18 protein-coding genes are annotated in these 17,114 nt (G+C 52.5%); 11 read left to right on the top strand and 7 right to left on the bottom strand.

Translation table 11 applies throughout. The features are described from left to right. Positions 1 to 306: 306 nt before the first annotated feature. The 3 genes from ACR0KW_RS15580 to ACR0KW_RS15570 are packed head-to-tail and all read left to right on the top strand — an operon-like array spanning position 307 to position 2,299. Positions 307 to 666, top strand: coding sequence for a hypothetical protein (locus ACR0KW_RS15580; protein WP_480805819.1), 360 nt, complete (start codon positions 307 to 309; stop codon positions 664 to 666). Next, the gene (locus ACR0KW_RS15575; RefSeq protein ID WP_480805818.1) at positions 659 to 2,080 is read left to right on the top strand and encodes a hypothetical protein; all 1,422 of its coding nucleotides are present in this window, start codon (positions 659 to 661) and stop codon (positions 2,078 to 2,080) included. Before ACR0KW_RS15580 ends, ACR0KW_RS15575 begins: the two co-directional genes overlap by 8 nt. Positions 2,081 to 2,083: 3 nt before the next feature. Continuing rightward, positions 2,084 to 2,299, top strand: a complete 216-nt coding sequence (locus ACR0KW_RS15570) for a hypothetical protein (protein ID WP_480805817.1) — start codon at positions 2,084 to 2,086, stop codon at positions 2,297 to 2,299. Positions 2,300 to 2,381: 82 nt separating this feature from the next. Here the strand turns inward: ACR0KW_RS15570 and ACR0KW_RS15565 are convergent, their stop codons facing one another. Beyond that, on the bottom strand, positions 2,382 to 3,005 hold the full coding sequence (locus ACR0KW_RS15565; protein WP_480805816.1) for a hypothetical protein: 624 nt from the start codon (positions 3,003 to 3,005) through the stop codon (positions 2,382 to 2,384). Beyond that, entirely contained in the window at positions 3,002 to 3,442 is a 441-nt protein-coding gene (locus ACR0KW_RS15560) for a helix-turn-helix domain-containing protein (RefSeq protein WP_480805815.1), read from the bottom strand. Before ACR0KW_RS15560 ends, ACR0KW_RS15565 begins: the two co-directional genes overlap by 4 nt. Before the next feature lie 5 nt (positions 3,443 to 3,447). On the opposite strand from ACR0KW_RS15560, the gene ACR0KW_RS15555 reads away from it, so the two are divergent. The 3 genes from ACR0KW_RS15555 (at position 3,448) to istB (ending at position 6,235) form a co-directional block, all read left to right on the top strand. After that, complete coding sequence (locus tag ACR0KW_RS15555) at positions 3,448 to 3,741, top strand: helix-turn-helix domain-containing protein (RefSeq protein ID WP_480805814.1); 294 nt, start codon at positions 3,448 to 3,450, stop codon at positions 3,739 to 3,741. Positions 3,742 to 3,899: 158 nt separating this feature from the next. Next, positions 3,900 to 5,480: an IS21 family transposase gene (gene istA / locus ACR0KW_RS15550; protein ID WP_480805813.1), complete on the top strand. Its 1,581-nt coding sequence runs from the start codon at positions 3,900 to 3,902 to the stop codon at positions 5,478 to 5,480. Next, complete coding sequence (istB, locus tag ACR0KW_RS15545) at positions 5,477 to 6,235, top strand: IS21-like element helper ATPase IstB (protein ID WP_480805812.1); 759 nt, start codon at positions 5,477 to 5,479, stop codon at positions 6,233 to 6,235. Before istA ends, istB begins: the two co-directional genes overlap by 4 nt. 326 nt (positions 6,236 to 6,561) lie before the next feature. Here the strand turns inward: istB and ACR0KW_RS15540 are convergent, their stop codons facing one another. Together ACR0KW_RS15540 and ACR0KW_RS15535 are read right to left on the bottom strand one after the other, a co-directional pair. Then, positions 6,562 to 7,812 carry a hypothetical protein gene (locus ACR0KW_RS15540; RefSeq protein WP_480805811.1) on the bottom strand — a complete coding sequence of 417 codons (1,251 nt, stop codon included), beginning with the start codon at positions 7,810 to 7,812 and terminating at the stop codon, positions 6,562 to 6,564. A 202-nt stretch (positions 7,813 to 8,014) separates the two neighbouring features. Next, complete coding sequence (locus tag ACR0KW_RS15535; RefSeq protein ID WP_480805810.1) at positions 8,015 to 8,695, bottom strand: GntR family transcriptional regulator; 681 nt, start codon at positions 8,693 to 8,695, stop codon at positions 8,015 to 8,017. Positions 8,696 to 9,017: 322 nt separating this feature from the next. On the opposite strand from ACR0KW_RS15535, the gene ACR0KW_RS15530 reads away from it, so the two are divergent. From ACR0KW_RS15530 to proC, 3 genes are all read left to right on the top strand, one after another. After that, positions 9,018 to 10,007, top strand: a complete 990-nt coding sequence (locus tag ACR0KW_RS15530; protein ID WP_480805809.1) for a TAXI family TRAP transporter solute-binding subunit — start codon at positions 9,018 to 9,020, stop codon at positions 10,005 to 10,007. A 72-nt stretch (positions 10,008 to 10,079) separates the two neighbouring features. Then, a complete protein-coding gene (locus tag ACR0KW_RS15525; protein WP_480805808.1) occupies positions 10,080 to 11,021 on the top strand; it encodes an aminotransferase class IV in 942 nt (313 codons plus the stop codon). Positions 11,022 to 11,025: 4 nt separating this feature from the next. After that, positions 11,026 to 11,889, top strand: a complete 864-nt coding sequence (gene proC, locus ACR0KW_RS15520) for a pyrroline-5-carboxylate reductase (RefSeq protein WP_480805807.1) — start codon at positions 11,026 to 11,028, stop codon at positions 11,887 to 11,889. Between the two features lie 500 nt (positions 11,890 to 12,389). Here proC and ACR0KW_RS15515 read toward each other — a convergent pair whose 3' ends face one another. Both ACR0KW_RS15515 and ACR0KW_RS15510 read right to left on the bottom strand, forming a co-directional pair. Beyond that, complete coding sequence (locus ACR0KW_RS15515; protein WP_480805806.1) at positions 12,390 to 13,073, bottom strand: IS6 family transposase; 684 nt, start codon at positions 13,071 to 13,073, stop codon at positions 12,390 to 12,392. Between the two features lie 303 nt (positions 13,074 to 13,376). Further along, positions 13,377 to 14,165: a class I SAM-dependent methyltransferase gene (locus ACR0KW_RS15510; protein WP_480805805.1), complete on the bottom strand. Its 789-nt coding sequence runs from the start codon at positions 14,163 to 14,165 to the stop codon at positions 13,377 to 13,379. Between the two features lie 142 nt (positions 14,166 to 14,307). Between ACR0KW_RS15510 and ACR0KW_RS15505 the strand changes: the two genes are divergently transcribed. Continuing rightward, positions 14,308 to 15,198, top strand: a complete 891-nt coding sequence (locus ACR0KW_RS15505) for a DMT family transporter (RefSeq protein WP_480805804.1) — start codon at positions 14,308 to 14,310, stop codon at positions 15,196 to 15,198. 594 nt (positions 15,199 to 15,792) lie between these two features. Here the strand turns inward: ACR0KW_RS15505 and ACR0KW_RS15500 are convergent. Continuing rightward, positions 15,793 to 16,185 carry a hypothetical protein gene (locus tag ACR0KW_RS15500; protein ID WP_480805803.1) on the bottom strand — a complete coding sequence of 131 codons (393 nt, stop codon included), beginning with the start codon at positions 16,183 to 16,185 and terminating at the stop codon, positions 15,793 to 15,795. Between the two features lie 234 nt (positions 16,186 to 16,419). Between ACR0KW_RS15500 and ACR0KW_RS15495 the strand changes: the two genes are divergently transcribed. Further along, positions 16,420 to 17,103: an IS6 family transposase gene (locus ACR0KW_RS15495; RefSeq protein WP_480805802.1), complete on the top strand. Its 684-nt coding sequence runs from the start codon at positions 16,420 to 16,422 to the stop codon at positions 17,101 to 17,103. The last annotated feature ends 11 nt before the right edge of the window (positions 17,104 to 17,114 follow it).

The raw sequence follows: 17,114 nt of genomic DNA, 5'->3' as shown, positions 1-17,114 counted from the left end.
GCCAGTAGGGTGAACCTCTTAGTGTTACGTAATGTGCGAAATTCGCCTGTAGATTGAACGTGACAAAGGCATCCGTATGTGCATAGGTTTGAACAAACTCAAGTCACGTGTTCTATGCAAATTTCTAATTTCAAACTTTTGTCCATTTTTTTCTTTGCACTTAGTGTGCTGATCGGGTGCACATCTCGTACTGTCGAAAGCTCTAGTTTGACGCCCAACAATCCACATTGCCGCCCAGATCGCTATGAGGGCTTGGTTCAGAACAATGCTTCGGATTTAGGGGCAGGGAGATATCGAAAGCTGATAATGGGCACTCTCTCAGAAATGGCAGTTAAGATTTGGGAAAAGGAACCCTCTTCCCAAGAGGTGTGCCAAACGCGTTATGTAATAAACTCAAAGCCTGGCCAGCCGATCTATGATGTGGAGTTCCTGTCACAAGTGATCATCTTCACGGATTCTGCTCGTGTCTGCTTAAATCATGTTGACGCTGACGGGCCTGACCGGAATGGCATCAGAGTGCCTGACGCTGAAATTGAATATCCTTGGAAGTGGGTTGATCAAGGACGATCAGTAGCCGGATTGCCAGAAAGCTTTTTTGCACGGCGTGAGTATTTACCTGTGTGCTTTGATAAGAATGGCGGAATAGTGGAGTACCTAGATGGCTGATGGCGGATCGTATAAAATTGAAGTTGGTGAACATGGTATTCTGGGAGCTGCAGCCCATCTTTCTGTTCGCTTGACGGATGATAGCGGAAACAGAATTGTCGAGATAAACGGGCTAGCAACGAAACCCGGTGAAGATCCCTCGGCAATGGGGTCCGCGCTTACAGGGCACGATATACAAGGTCACCTCTATTGGGGGGGAGACCCTCGGAGTTTCTTCGGTCTCCAACGTACCAGATCTGTGGATACATTGGATGAGAAGCCGATAAGCGAGCTTCGAGGTGACTTAGAAACCATTCAAGAAGTCGTTGACGCCATTAACTCAAAAAGCATTTCTTACCAAGCTCTTAACACTAACAGCAACAGTGTTGCAATGACCGTTCTTCGATCGCTAGGCTATACGGTTGAAGATGTTCGTGCAATAACCACTAGGTTAACTCCGGGGCTAAACATCGACCTGCTCAGCGACGCTGAGATTGAAGCTATTATGGAGTCTGTCAAATCCAACAATCACTGCTTCGTATCGGACACCCCGATAACCATGTGGCCAACCGACCGTTCGTTGAAGCCACGGGAAGACGGTTCGTATGACGAAGAGCTTGTGCTAGCGAAGGTTTGGCAAAAACCAATCAGCGAGGTCAGCGCGAGTGATCTGGTCGTCTCGTATGACGAAAATGGTAGGATTTGCCCAGGCCCGGTCACGCGTACGATGCGGAACGGGGTCAAGCACGTTCTCGATTTCTGGGGCACGGGCGTCACCCCCGGTCACGCTTACTTCTGCGCTGATGGCAAGTTCAAAGGCCAGCACGTGCCTTTGTTGGACATTCTCCGCACTGATGGCACGATCATGAAAAGCGACGGCACTCAGATCCGCGCCGCAACCGGTTGTGAGGTTGGCTCGATCCACGACCGGCTGATTCATGCCGTGGTGGGCGACAAGCAACCCGACGGGCAAATTGCCATCCGGGAGCAAGGACAAGTCCGATTGGGAACGCGCGTCATTCTTGAGAACGGCGAACAGCATTGCGTTCTGGATATTCTCAACGCAAATGGCGCTCAGATTACGGAAGACGGCTATATCCGCTCCGGAGCCGGAGGTGCCAAGGTGCCGTTGAGCTGGACCTTCTCCGAACAGCTTCCAAAGCCCGAAGACTATATCCTGAAACGCTCGAAGGTAACGCTTGAAGAGATCTACGCTGCGGGTGAGTGGGAGCAGATTGGTCCAAGACTGCCTGCACCAGATGGCTCGAAGGCTTCTCCGCAACATCGCAAAGCCACGCCGGTCGGCTCCCAAACGCCTTTGGCTGCGGCAGACGGGATGCGCCAGCCAACCCGTACGCTCAACCGCAAACAGCGCAAGGCAATGGAAGCCAAGCAGCGCAAGGCTGCCAAAGGTGGAAAACGACTGGTGAGTTGATCCATGAACGAGAGCGACGGCATCAAATCTGGCGAGATAATTGACGCCTTTGAAGTGATCCATTTCCCTAAGGGAGATGGCTTTCAATGGGCAAAGCGGCCGACGCACTATCCAGAGCAACGGCCGCTCACGCTCTACGGTATCGAGGTGGTCGATGAAAATGGCGATCCCGCCCCTTTCATCGCTCATCCGATACCGTTCAAGAACACCCTGAATTAATTCCGCGTCAGCGCAGAGGCTGTATCGGCGGGCTATCCTGGGAACTTCCGAGCAGGGAACTGGCTGTCACACTGTAGTTTGTTCACCTAACCGTATTCAGAGGTCTAGCATAGGGGATGCTTCGGCGCTTCAAGCGCTTAAACGGCGCAATGAATGATCGATAGATACAGGAAATCCCAAACATCAAAGCAGATGTGAAAATAACCAATCCCAGCCGGGCGACCCAGTGCGCGTCCTGGCTTTGAAAGAGGATCAAAAGAGCTGGGAGCAGAATGATGGCCAACCCCAATATTTGCGAAACTCCCAACAACTTGAACCAGAACACATATCGCACTCGAAGGGTTGCGCCATCCCAGTTCATGCTACTCAGTCGATAAAGCGCACGAACATCATAGCTGGTCAGATCGTAGTCATCCATGAACTTGACCACAGCCAGCCGGCCACGTTTGCCTAGGACAAAACCAAACCGATCGCGAAAATAGCGTTCACTTTGAATGGATTGGACGTCTTCCGAAGCGAGATCCAATCGGTGGTCATCGACGGATTGCCCATTCGGGGTTAGTGCGCCGCGTATTTCCGCTTTAAGCAATTCAAGCATTTGCTCGTCTAAGTCTACGGAAACGTCTTCAAATCGCTGAGTTCGCTTCAGCGGATTTAGAGCGACAATGTTATCGTTGTTGCCATTCTCTGATCCGGCACCCTTCATCGAAAGCCCGCCACGAAACTCGCAATAAGATCTTCAGCACCTGCGCCGGATGCATTGTGCATGTAGAACTTGTAAACTGCTGCGACCATGTTGGCGAATTGATCTGCATCGACGTTGGCATTTGTCTCCAAAACAGCGCGCTGGACGATCCCGATTGCTCTGGATAGCGTTTGCTGGTCCAATCCGACCTGTCCCAAAGAACGAGGCCGTTCTTCGGGCCCGTCCATAATCCACAATGGATCGATCTCGAATTTCCTGGCGATCTCAATGAGAGTTTCCGCTGGTAGCTTGCGCGCGCCACGCTCGTAATTTTGGGCAGCGCGAAGCGATATACCGAGTGCATCTGCAAATTGCTGCTGGGATAACCTCAAGCCCTCCCGAAGTGCCAGTAATCTACTGGCAATCGCCTCCATTGACTCGTTTGTGCGTAGTTGCATAATTTGTGCTCATAAAGCTAGGCAGTTTGCCTCAAAGGAAGGACAAAGCGTTGCCCTCGAACATTCATAGTCCTGCACAACGAAGAGAATACATCAAGTACCAACTTCGTCTCCGGGGCACCACGCTGGCTGAAATCAGTAGAGAACTGGGCGTTTCAACTGCAACGATGTCCCAAGTTTGTTTGGGGGTTCGCCGATCAGATCGCGTCTTGTCTGCGATAGCAGATCGGCTTGGCGTGTCACTTGAGGCCCTGAGCAAACTGGATAGCGAGGAGGGCCGAGAATGTAGCAAACACTAAGAGCATTCCCGAGATGCGAAAGGCTCGGACGCAATGCCCGAGCCCTTGCAAAACTAAGTCGTCGATTGGTGCCGACGCTTCAGATTTTGCCGCATCTCATCATTCCAGTCAATCAAAACACGCCGGACGCACTGCGTTCGGCGCAAGGAGACGTGTTGATGCCGAAAACTGAAAAACTGCAAACCAAAGACATTTGCCGTTACATCTTGAGCCCTTTGCGGTCGAACCGATCCTGCGCACAGGCGTTGGGCATAAGCCCAACGACGGTCGCAAAATACCGCAACCTGATGAAGCTGAACCAGGTTGATCTGGAGAAATTGAACAGCCTCTCCAATGTTGAAATCGAAGAACTCGTGCAGGCGCGGAACAAGGGTGGCTCTCACAGCTTTATTGAGCCGGATTGGCTTGAGATATGTGCCGAGTTAGGCAAGCCGGGCGTTACAATCGCGTTGCTCTATCAGGAATACGTTGAAAGCCACCGTGGTGCGCAAAACGCCGATTTGCTGTCCGCGTCTTCGTTCGGGCGAAGACTGCGGACTGTGCGCAAAGCCAAGAGCCCCTCCATGCGCCAAGTTCATCCGCCAGGGGCACGTAGTTTTGTGGACTTCAGCGGAAAGCACCTATTCCTTACAGAACGCGGAACTGGAAAAAAGATACCGCAAGAGGTTTTTGTTGCTTCGCTTGGTGCGAGCCAGCTCATATTTGCCACCGCAGTTTCTTCGCAAAAACTACCCGATTGGATTGAAGCCAATGTCCGGGCGCTTGAATACTACGGGGGAGCGCCGTTGGAAATCGTTCCCGACAATCTGAAATCAGCCGTCGCAAAGCCGGGTGGGAAGGGACGTACAGTCGTGGTCAATCGCAGCTATCTGGACTTTGCAGAGCATTATCAGGTTGCGATCAATCCCGCACGCATCCGTCGTCCTCAAGACAAAGCGCTGGCGGAGATCGGTGTGCGTATGGTCAATATGTGGGTCATCGCAGCCTTGCGCGATCACGTCTTCTATACTTTGGCAGATATGAACCGTGAAATCACACGACTGGTGGACCGGATTAATGGAAGAACCTTCCGCCGACTGGCGACCTCGCGACGAGCGGTGTTTGAGATGATTGAAGCGCCAGCGATGCAGTCATTGCCCCGTGACCGATATGAGTTCGCCTTGTGGCGCGACGGGCTGTTGGTCCCAAAGGATTATCACCTGTATTGGGAGGGCGATTACTATTCGGTTCCCCACTCTTTCATTGGTCAACGGGTCAATTTGGCAGCCACGTCTTCGACTGTTCGCATCTACGCTGACGAGCATGTCAGCCCGATTGCGCTGCATCAACTGGGTCGGGGCAGTGGCCAAAACATTACCGAACGAGACCATATGCCAGAGAGCCACCGGGCTTATGCCGATAACAACCTCGACGAATTGCGTGATTGGGCAACCGAGATTGGCGAAGAGGTCGTGCGGCTCTTTGATGCGATGCGTCACAACAAGCGGATCAAGCCGACTGTATTACTGAAGCAAATGGCACGGGGGCAGAAACTCTCCCGGGAATACAGTGTTGAACGGTTTGCCTCGGCCTGTCGATACGCGAACACGGTTGGAACGCAGACGATTGAAAGCGTGGCAAACATCCTGAAATACGGCATCGATTTGAGAAAAACGGCTGCACGGGATCGTATCGTGTCCTCACCCGTACCCCACGACAATGTACGCGGCGGAACCAGCTATGACGGGAGCCAGTCATGAATATCAGCAATACTATCGCATCCCTTCGAGCACTCCGCCTTGGCGGGATGGCAGATGCGCTTGAGCAGCAGCGGTTAGGAGCGTCCTGGCGTGACGCTTCGTTTGAAGACCGCTTGGAGCACCTCCTGAGTCAGGAAATACTGATGCGCCGAACCCGCAAGGTCGAGCGCATCAGAAAGGCGGCAAAACTGCGACACAACGCGCGACCCGAAGCCTTTGACTTCAGGCCCTCTCGGGGACTTGAAAAATCCCGCATCACAAGCCTGTTCCGGTGTGATTGGATACGGGATGGCCGTTTGAATCTTCTTGTCACGGGCTTGACAGGGACTGGCAAAACCTGGGCAGCTTGTGCGTTCGGGAACGCCGCGGCGGCGTTGGAGCTGACCGTTGGATACCATCGTGTCGGCCCGTTACTGGAAGAACTGGAACTCGCGCGTCACGATGGATTGAGGGTAAAGAAGCTCGAAAACCTCCGACGCCTGGATCTTTTGATTTTGGACGATCTGGGGCTTGAGGAGCTGACGCAAGGAGCGCGGATCGATCTGCTCAATCTGCTCGAAGACCGGGTTGGGCGACGCAGTACAATCGTTGCCGCGCAAATGCCCGTCGCGAAATGGCACGATTACCTCGGCGGCGATGCGACGGCCGACGCCATCATGGATCGGCTTGTGCACACCAGTGAGCAGATAGAGTTGAAGGGTAAGTCCCTCAGAGCTGGCAACCTGGAGAAAGCGGAAGAGTCGGTGGTAACTTGATCATCAAGTGACCACCATACGCTGGACGTGTCCATCATCTAGTGGTGGTCACGTCCAACCGTCGGTGAAAATAGCTGTCCAATCTCGTGACATACAACGTCCAACTTCGTGACTGTCGCCACGCCAGTTCCGGTTGCGAATAAGCGTGCTTTCAGGGATCTAATTGCCGTCGAACCAAATAGGCATTCCAATCCGACAGAACTCCAATGTTTGGACCTGGTCGACAGAGTCAGCGGTGCCCAGATGTTGCGTCGGAAAGAGTTGCACGTGCAGAAGGCTGCTTTGACCGCAATCTGCGAGTTCGCTTGAACGGCAGGATTGGGCCGCTATCCTTTTCTTGCCCACTTTTTACCAAACCGCGCCGCGGCGATCATCAATGTGAACCCCGATGCGACAACTGCTACTAAGGCAACCCAGGTCCAGATAGATGGCAGTTTTAGGATCAACGAGGTGCAACAGAATGCCGTGGGTAGAAGAAGCAGCATCGACTGAAGTAAGTGGGTCACAGAAGCGACTTTCCCAGAGTCACCAGGTGTTGTTAGAACAGGAACTCGAACCTCTGCAGCTATCAAGTCTTCCGGTTCTAGAGGAGTAATCAGTATTCCAAGCCTCCGAAAGGATATTGAGGTCAACAGATTGATGACCGAAACAAAATATGCGGCAAGGAGCGCAGCAAGGCCTAGGTTAAGAGTTTGTTGAACGTAGGGCGCAGAAAAGTCGGTTTCGCCCAGAGCATGTTGCTCGATCAGTCGGCGATCTCGATCCGACTTTGATAGTGCATCGTTAAGTGTGCTGGGTGTTATTGTTTCTAGTCGCTGACCGAACTTTTCTGGATCGCGATCGATTTCTGTAATCTCTACCCAAAGCGCAGCAGACGCCGCGCGGGATTGCTTTCCATACTCCAATTCTGCCCGCCGCGCTGAGTTCTCCAATCGGAGCTGTATTTCTCCCAGACGCTCAATGGTCATTCCAGATGTGCGTTCGTCTCCCGTGATCGAGAGTTCTAGTTGATCCGGGTAGATGGATGCCCAGAATAATAGCCGTGCCAGTTCGTCGAGGCCTCTTTCGGCGATCCCACCCTCCCAAATGAAGTTCCCATGATCTACAATGGTTGTTCGGAGTTCTGGACCCTGAGGTGCCTGTGGTGAATCGCGATAAATTTCATTGAAATTGAGAATGTTCAAGTGGTACCCAGCGGCAGCTCGAATGCCGGAGATCAATGAACGGTTTTCATCTGTCAGGGTCGTATTTGTAAGCGCAAGATCAAGTATTCCCAGTTGAACACGTAGGTCGCGAGTTCGCTTAAGCATGCGCCTGATCGCAGCCTGTGCTGAGTCTGTTGGGTCCGCCGACACCGTCAAATATGATCGAAGGCGTCTTTGGACGTCTGCAGACAAGCGGTCCAAGCCTTGCAGTTCATAGATCGCCTCATCTCTATATTGGCTTCGATCAATCGGGCCAATCAGGGTGGCCCCCAGGACTAGGACCGACAATGTGAGACTTAACAAAAAGAAGCGGTGTATCTGATTGAAGACGTTTCCAGCGTTCGCAATCATTGCATCTTTGTTGCCTGACATTAGCTGCCTCAAAACTCCTTTTTCGCTGATACAGAGTGATACGTTAGTGCAAGAACCGATTCACGCCAACGGCAGCTTTGGGGAAGCTGCATTGCAGAAATATTAGGTACTACGAAAGACAGGAATGGGCCGTTTTGCATTTTCAATCCTGTCGCGCGAAAACTCTGTTGAATGCGCTTGTGTTCTTCCGTTCGCACGCTCTTTACAATACACTTCTTTCATCAAGAAACTTCATTGTGTTTTCCAACCCTTGCCGCATGTGATCTTCAAGGTGGACCAGCATGTCATCCAAGCTGTTCCCGTTGGCAAGCTTGATGTATTTATCGTGAGATTCCCGAAGTGGGCCGCCCCGCCCATGTGCTTTCTGATGCATAGCAAAGTAAAACTGGAGGTTGGGTTTCAGGCGCTCCCAGCTTTGCAGCAGAAGTGTGTGCCCCGAAAGCTCATAGCACCATGAGTGAAGGTGCATTTCTGCCATAATCGCGCCGTAGGGATCATTATCCGAGATGCAATCGCATAGCCTGTTGTTGCGCATTTGCAGGTCGGCGAGGCTAATCAGGTCTCGTTTGTCCCAGCAGAACTGAAACGCCATCTTCTCGAGCCCCGTTCGGAACGAATAGATTTCGTCCAGATCAATTGGATCCAGTGTACGAAGGAAAGTTCCGCGGAACGGGATGTAAACAAGAAGCCCAATCTCACTCAATTGAACCATCGCCTCACGCAATGTGGCGCGGCTGACATCCAGCTGAGCAGCAACCTGAGTTTCAAGCAGTTTTGCCCCAGGCTCCAAATCTCCGGTCAAGATCAGCTTCTGGAGTCGCTCCAGCGTTCTGTCTTTCAATGTATCGCCGGATTTCTCCGCCGAGGATGCTTGTCGTGTCATGTCGATCCCGTTGATGGAACACCCAATGGATGGAAGGCGAGATTACGTTGCTAGGCCAAGATAGCCAGAAAAATGATCGCAGCTGAACTTCCAATTTCGGTCCAATGGTCGACTGCTGCAGACCGCTCTCAAGGTAGCTGGTTACTTCATGATTGTCGACAATAGTAGTAATTGTCGACAATTTGGAGATCTTGCTGTACGGTTATGACAGGTGGGGATTCGAAAAGCTCCGAACCTTGGCTGCGATTGCCCACTCCATCGGCAAGAAATGATCACCCGGTCTGGCACCGGGATGACGCAACAGGTGAAAAGGGAGTTATTCATGTTGTCGACCGGCCTCCTCAAAAAAAGAATACATACTGGGCTTGCAGCATTTGGCGCGGCCGCGCTGCTGGCTGGTGCACCAGCGAAAGCGGAAGAGTTTTTGACTATCGGCACTGGCGGTGTAACCGGCATCTACTACGCCGTCGGTGGTGGCATCTGTCGGCTGGTCAATCAGAAGCGCAAGGAACATGGCATTCGATGCTCGGTCGAAAGTACGGGCGGTTCAGTTTACAACCTGCGCACCATGCGCGAGGGCGAACTGGAAATGGGCATTGTTCAGTCAGACTGGCAATTCCACGCTCTGAACGGGACCAGCCTGTTCGAAGAGGATGGCCCGGATTCCGAACTTCGCAGTCTGTTTTCTCTGCATCCTGACACAGTCATCATCGCCGCTCGCAAAGACACCGGTATTGAGTCTTTGGATGATCTTGGCGGCCGGACCATCAACTTGGGTAATCCTGGTTCCGGAACGCGTGGCACTGCTGAAGTCCTTGTAGACGCTATGGGCTGGAACATGGATCACTTTGGTTTGGTGACCGAGCTTAAGTCGGCAGAACAATCAGCAGCTCTGTGCGACAACACCATCGAGGCCTTTCTGATGGTTGCTGGCAATCCAGTCGCGAACGTGCTGGAAGCCGCCACAACGTGCGACATCAACATCATTCCTGTCGAAGGTGATGCGGTTCAGGCGCTGGTCGAGAGCAAGCCATACTACGGCAATGTCACAATTCCGGGTGGTCTGTATCGCGGTGTGGACGGGGATGTTCCGTCCTTCGGTCTTCCGTCTACGTTCGTAACGTCGTCAGATGTACCTGAAGAAACCACCTACGTGATGGTCAAGGCAGTCTTCGAAAATTTCGATGCCTTCAAATCGTTCCACCCGGCCTTTGCCAACCTCAAGAAAGAGGAAATGGTGGTAAACGGTTTGTCCGCACCGATGCATCCGGGCGCTGAGCGCTATTTCCGCGAAGCCGGATTGATCAACTAAACACACAACAGAGGCGGCGGTCGTCGCCGCCTCTGCGCCTCTTCAACGCAACGTCCACGCAAGAGTCATGACATGAGCGAGCAAACTCTAAGCCATTCCACACATGACGCGCAGGAAGACGCGCGCAATCGAGACATCAAGATCTTTCTTAACGGCAAGATCGTCCCGCGCAACGAAGCGATGGTGTCTGTGTACGACTCCGGTTTCATGCTGGGGGATGGAATGTGGGAGGGGTTGCGCCTCTACAACGGTACTTGGGCGTTTTTTGACGAACACATGGATCGGTTCTTCAACAGCTGCAAAGCCGTCTCCATTGACGTCGGCATGACGAAGGACGAAGTCCTACAGGCACTAAATGACACCGCAAAAGCTAACGGCATGACAACGGATGCGCATTGCCGGTTCATGGTGACTCGCGGGCCAAAGGACAAGCCGTTTCAGCATCCGGGGCTGTCACGCTCCGGGCCGACGGTGGTTGCGATTGTGGAGCACTCAAAACCAGCGGACAGCCTTATGAGCCAGGGCATTCGATTGGCCACCGTTCCTCAGGTGCGCGGCCTGCCGATGAGTCAGGACGCCAAATACAACAGCCATTCGAAGCTGAACTGCATTATCGCATGCCTGCAGGCCGAACAGGCTGGTGCCGACGAGGCCCTCATGCTGGACCCGCATGGGTTTGTGAACACTACGAATGCGTGCAACTTCTTCATTGTGCGCCGTGGTGAGGTTTGGACCTCCACTGGTGATTACTGCATGAACGGGGTGACACGCCAAAAGGTCATTGACCTGTGCCGGGCCAACGACATTCCGGTGTTCGAAAAGAATTACTCACTCTACGAAGCCTATGGAGCTGACGAGGCCTTTCTGACCGGAACATTTGGCGCACAAACACCTGTCGCGTCAATCGATGGAAAGAAGGTCGGAGAGCATGACGGCGCCGGTCCGATGACCCGCCGCCTGCGCCAGCTTTATAAAGAGCTTGTGCACCGAAGCACCATGAAGGTTGCGAGCTGAACATATGACGCAGGTTGTGGGCCCAGAAAGTCAGAGTCGTCTGGATTTAGGTGATCGTGGCTTATTGCTTTTGGGCTGCGGCAAGATGGGCTCCGCATTGTTAAACGGCTGGCTCAATGCCGGGCTGGACGCCGAAAAGATCATTGTTCTGGATCCGCGTCCATCTGATTGGCTGCAGCGCCTTTCGCAACGCGGCCTTCGCCTGAACCAACAGCCAGAAGAGCCGCCTACTGTCGCGGTGATTGCAACGAAGCCTCAGGTCATGACCTCTGCTTTGTCGGACCTAAATTCCCTTGGAGGCGGGCGCACTCTATTCGTAACGGTTGCCGCCGGTACTTTGATTTCGACCTATGAGGAACTGTTGGGCTCGCAGGCACCAATTGTGCGCACAATGCCAAACACACCAGCATCGGTTGGTTCCGGCATTACTGCCCTTGTCGGTAACGCATGCACTACCGTCAGTCATATGGAACTTGCAATACAACTGATGCAGGCAGTTGGAGAGACCGTGGTCCTCGATGATGAGGAAATGCTTCATGCTGTGACAGCCATTTCCGGAAGCGGCCCGGCCTATGTGTTCGCGATGACGGAAGCGTTGACAGAAGCGGGAAGAGAACTGGGTTTGGCACCAGAAGTTGCAGCAAAATTGGCAACCGTTATGGTTTCGGGGAGCGGTGATTTGATGCGTCTCAGCCCAAACTCACCTGCCGAGCTTCGAAACCAGGTTACGTCCCCAAATGGAACAACTGAAGCTGGCTTGCAAGAGTTGATGTCCCTTGAGAAAGGGGTGTTCCCGCTCCTTCAAAGGACGGCCCAGGCTGCTCATAGTCGCAGTATCGAGCTGTCGCAAAACAAAGACGGGACGTGATGTCCAAAGCGTTCTGCGTAGTTCATAGCGGTGCTTCGAAATTAATCCACTCACGTGACGTCTTGTATTCAATGTAAGGCTTGAGGTGAGTTGTACGTATCAAAACGACCGGTTTCTTGAGCCTAAGTCAATGATACGAAGCAAATGCAACGTCTGTTTAAGGGACGCTGCGATGCAGCGGTGCGAACAATTTTGAGTGTCTACAAAGGGCCGTTCGATATACGTGCTACGGGCGGGAAGCAGTTTCATGTGAATGCCCGCATTCTTGTCCAAATACCTTTCTTAGCGGCTGATTTTAATCGGTAGAAGCGTTTCGTCGGAGCCAATCTACGAAAGTGCCGGCAGGTGATTCCTCGCGAGTGTCGCTTGGCGACGCAACCGCATACCAGACACATTCAATTCGGCGGGGATCGAAGGGTACAAGTGCTCCGGATTGAAGGGCCTTGGAGGTTGTGTCGCAAACTCTGAGCAAGGTTGAGAAGGATCGACGCTCGGGTTGATTATCCTGCCAATTGAACAAACTGCTGGTAGGGAGAGATTCCTGACGTGAGTTGACCCTTTCGGATCATGCTGATCGTTTCGATTCCCGCCAATGTGGATTCCGCTGAAGTGAAAGCTTTGAAGCCCAACATTGGGCGGATCCGGCGTTTGATGAAACGGTGGTCTTGTTCCACGATGTTGTTGAGGTACTTACGCCTGACCATTTCGATTGGGATGGGACAGCCATAGCGCTTCAACATGGCATTGATTGCTTTGATGCCGGCCGTATTTGCACCACTCTTGTCAATGACGATCTTGCGTGGGAGCCCGTTCACTTCGAGTGCGCGAGCAAAGAACTTGGTCGCCGCAGCTTTGTTTCTGCGCTTGGAAAGCATGAAATCAAGGGTCTTTCCATGTTTGTCGACTGCGCGGTACAGATAGACCCATTTCCCTTTGACGCGTATATATGTTTCGTCCATTCGCCAAGATCTATCGCAGTCCCGCTTCTGACGACGTGCTCGTTCCGCGACCAGAGGCGCGAATTTGATGATCCAACGGTTCAATGTCGCGTGATCGACCGATACGCCGCGCTTGGCCATGATCTCTTCAAGATCGCGATATGACACACCGTATCGCAGATAGAAAAACACCGCGTGCAAGATCACGTCCTTTGGAATATGCGCGCCTTTGAATGAAATTGTCACGATCTGCCGCCCTCTGCTTTGGGCAAGCCCCTACCAGACCATCGATCAGATCGACAGACAGACTAAAGAGTTTGCGACAGAGCCCTGCAAAGCGGGCTGCAAACGCAGAAAATCGATATTGTGTCGAGTGACCGGTTTGGGCCGACCTTGGCTTGCATTTCCAGTCTGTAACCGCGGATGCTACGCCGCCTCCGCGTTCCGCTACGAGCCCTAAGTTCCACTTTCTGCACATTATGCAAATGGCGATTACTCTTGAAAAATAGCCTTACACAAGCGTTTCTTGTTGCCAACAAGTTGTCCCGGTTAACCGACCGGCCGCCGTGCACTTGTGACCATAAAACCGGGGCCTGTGGTCCAGGCCTCGGGGTTGCGGATGATCGAAAGTGCGTCGGTCAGCATGCCTTTGGTCATAAAGCCGCCACCGATCAACTGAGGCGCTAATGTTGCCAATGTTAATGACCAGGTTTCGGTTTCAGCCGCTCCTGCGGTATTTCCGGAATGATTCAGAATGGGCTGAATGTGCCGCGCATCAATTTCAGTGAACCCCGATTTGGCAAGAATTCCTGGCAACGCAGCGCCAAATTCAAGATCCCACCCCTGGGATGCCGCAAACTCGAGGTACGCAGTCCAGAACATTGCCCAAAAACGGCTGGGGCCGGAAGCAATTCGCCTGAAGTCCATTTCAGTTGCAATAAATGCGCCACCGGGTTTGAGTGACTTCAGGATAGCTGACAATACCTCTGTTCGAGTCGGTAGAAAGCACAACACCGCGCGGCAGTGAACCAGATCATACACCTCGGATCCAAGGTCATCGCATCGCAGATCGATCTTTTTCAGGGACAGGTTGGATAAGGTGTTTTTCTTGACAGAAGACAGGTCCAGATCGCTGGCGATCACGTCGGAGCCCGGCAATGTCTGTGCCAGCCAGATTGCGACGCTTCCGCGCCCGGCACCTATATCAAGACAGTGTGCATTCTTAGGAAGGTTAAGTCTTTCGATGGTCGCAAAGGTATCGGGGTCGTGCGCATGCGCCATGCGATCAAGCCGCTCTGCTTCTGTTGGCAATGTGTGTGGTAAGAGATCCTCGTACATCCGGTGCCTCCCGTTTCTGCCCCCAAAACTACACCAGTTTCTTGGATTTTAATACTCGCAGGCACGGCGTTCCGAGTTATGTTAGGGATAGCTAACCTCATATTTTTGCGGTGATCCGATTGTTCGGGAAAGCACATTCGTCATGAATAGACCAGTTGCACTCGACTATCTTTTGTTGGTTGGGATCAGCCTGATTTGGGGGTCTCAGTTTGTCTTGAACGAAGTGGCCATTCGAAGTTTTTCACCGTTGGTCGTTGCGACCGGGCGAGTGCTGATCGGCTTTCTTACTCTGACAATCATTGCCGCTGTGATGTACGGTTTTTCTGCTGGATCTTCTATAAAGGTCGGCAGGCAGCCTTGGCAGCTTTACTGTTTCATCGCAATTGCTGAGGCATTACTGCCGTGCTTTTTGATCCCCTGGGGGCAGCAGCATGTCGACAGCAGTATCGCCGCCATCCTCCTCGCTACAGTTCCCATCTTTACCCTGATACTGGCCCCGTTTTTCGTGAAAGACGAGCATTGGAGTTTGGTCGCTGCGCTGAGTGTCCTTGTCGGCTTTATCGGCATTCTGGTTCTGATAGCTCCAAGTATCAAAGGCAGTTGGCTGGCAAACATAATTGGCGAGTTGGCGATCCTGGGCGGGGCATTAAGTTTCTCGGCAAGCCTGATCATGATGAAACACCTGTCGAATGTACCTCCCGTTCTGGCGATGCGAAATGTCTTCATGATTGCATCCGCGGCACTGATGGTTTTGACTCTGATCCTCAGTTCCGCATGGAAGCCGAACCCGACATGGCAAGGCATAACTGCGCTACTGGGTTTGGGCGTCTTTTGTGGCGGCATCGCCTATGTTCTGTTCATATATATGGTTGGTCGAACCGGCCCGACCTTTACCGCCCTTTCCGGTTATCTGATCACGTTGGTTGGCGTTTTCATCGGCATTGCCTTTCTTGGCGAACGATTGCAGGCGAATGATATCCTCGCGCTTGGTCTGATCATTGCCGCGCTGTTCATCGGCAAGTTCAAATCTTAGTGGGCTGCCATGCCGCGCTTACCTAGGCGCAATGAAAACGTCCTGTTTCGGGAGTTTTTTGGTGACATCAAGCTTTTGATCAAAATGCGCAGCAAGCAGGTAGTCCGGATTGGGCCCGCCACGATGCGGTTTCAACGTTCGGCCTGATGGGAAGAGATTCAAGTGGAGCCAGTAACTAGCGCCCCGGTTTCCCCCGCTATTCTTGTACCCGTTCCAACCATTTTGACGGGAAAGCATGCCGTACATACAGGACTATGAAAACTAAGAGGAGACGGGTTAGAAAAGGCATCACACCAAGGTGCATCGGGTATAGCAGACCTGCGTATTAAGTTCGAAAAAAAGGAATTGTCAGGTTAATTTATGAGCGCCTAAGGGTGCCTTTGCGCGATAAGGGAGGGCGGGCATTCAAAAACCCACCTGACACTCTCATTGTGAGCATCCTGCAGGCTCACCTGACAGATTCCAGTTGAACGCCAAGATTGCGGATCGGACGTAGTCCATCGACAATCTTGAGCAGAAGGGTGGCTTTCACGGTCCCTCGTGGAATGTTTGGGCGTTTTGTATCGGCACAACGGGTTAGCAGACCGTTGCTGGCTAGGAACCTGCGCGTGCTGCATCGATAGTGGATTGTGCCTCTGCTACAGTTTCTGAAACCCGCTGACGTACGCCGCCCACAACGACGACTGAGTTGGTGTTTTCAGAAACTTCGTGATTTCTTGGAGGTTCAGCATCTTTTGCTTTCTTCGCGTCAAACCAAATATGTGCACCGTTCGGCGCGTGCAGCATCGTAAAACTGGGCAGTTCAGTCTTAAGAGCGGGCCCAACGACATCTATCGTTTCCATCACCAGCTGTTTTGGTTTGAATAAGGCGGTGCCAATGTGACCAGGGTGACCAAAGATCTCGTTTCTGTTTGTGGGTCTTGCGCGAGCAACTCCAGCCGCAGGTATGTCGATGTTAGAACCATCAGGTCTCGTAAAAGTGGGCAATTTATTCTCCAACACATTTTAAAGTAGCAATACGATAATGCCTCAGGTTGTTTCTGCAATTTATTTCGCTATTCGACAGTAATGGCTAGGCCGCGCAAGGAACTGGCTTCTTCAAAGAAGTTATGGCGTCAAAACAAGCGGAAATAGGGATGTGTCGCAAACTTTGGGGCTAATTTACGAGTATGCGGTATCTGGCGTTTGTTCCCTCCGGATAGTTTTCCAACAGGCTTCAGCATGATCTCTTTGAAGGGCTGTCATTTCCCCAAGGATGTGGTTCTGTACGCCGTGTATTTCTGCCTGCGGTACACAGTATCCTATCGTGATTTGAAAGAGATCATGGCGGAGCGCGGAGTACGAGTTGACCACGCCACATTGAATAGGTGGGTAGTGAAGTGCTCGTCGATAGTTGCTGCACGGGCGCAATCGAAGAAGCGCCCAACGCTGAAATCCTGGCGTATGGACGAAACCTACCTGCGTGTGCGTGGCAAGTGGATGTATCTCTATCGAGCAGTCGACAAAGCGGGGAACACCCTTGATTTCATGCTGTCTGAGCGAAGAAACGGCCCCGCAGCAACCAAGTTCTTTGCCAAAGCGCTGTCTTCAAATGGAATCCCAGACAAGATCGTTATCGACAAAAGCAGGGCCAATGCGGCGGGTATTCAGGAGATAAACAAGATCCTGAAGCGGTTCGGTTGTCCAGCCAAGGTGCAGACGGTTAGGTCTAAATTCGTAAATAACATCGTGGAACAGGACCACAGCTTTATCAAACGGCGCGTTCGGCACATTTGTGGTTTCAAATCTTTCGGATCTGCGTCGCCTACTCTGGACGGCATCGAGGTCGCCAACATGATCCGGAAGCGGCAATTTTCCAGCACCACGACGTCTGGCTTTCGGGTATTTGCCGAGATCGCAGGATAGGTGTGTCCAGT

The organism is Ruegeria sp. CG11 (assembly GCF_056537245.1).
This window is presented reverse-complemented; position numbering and strand designations above follow the sequence as displayed.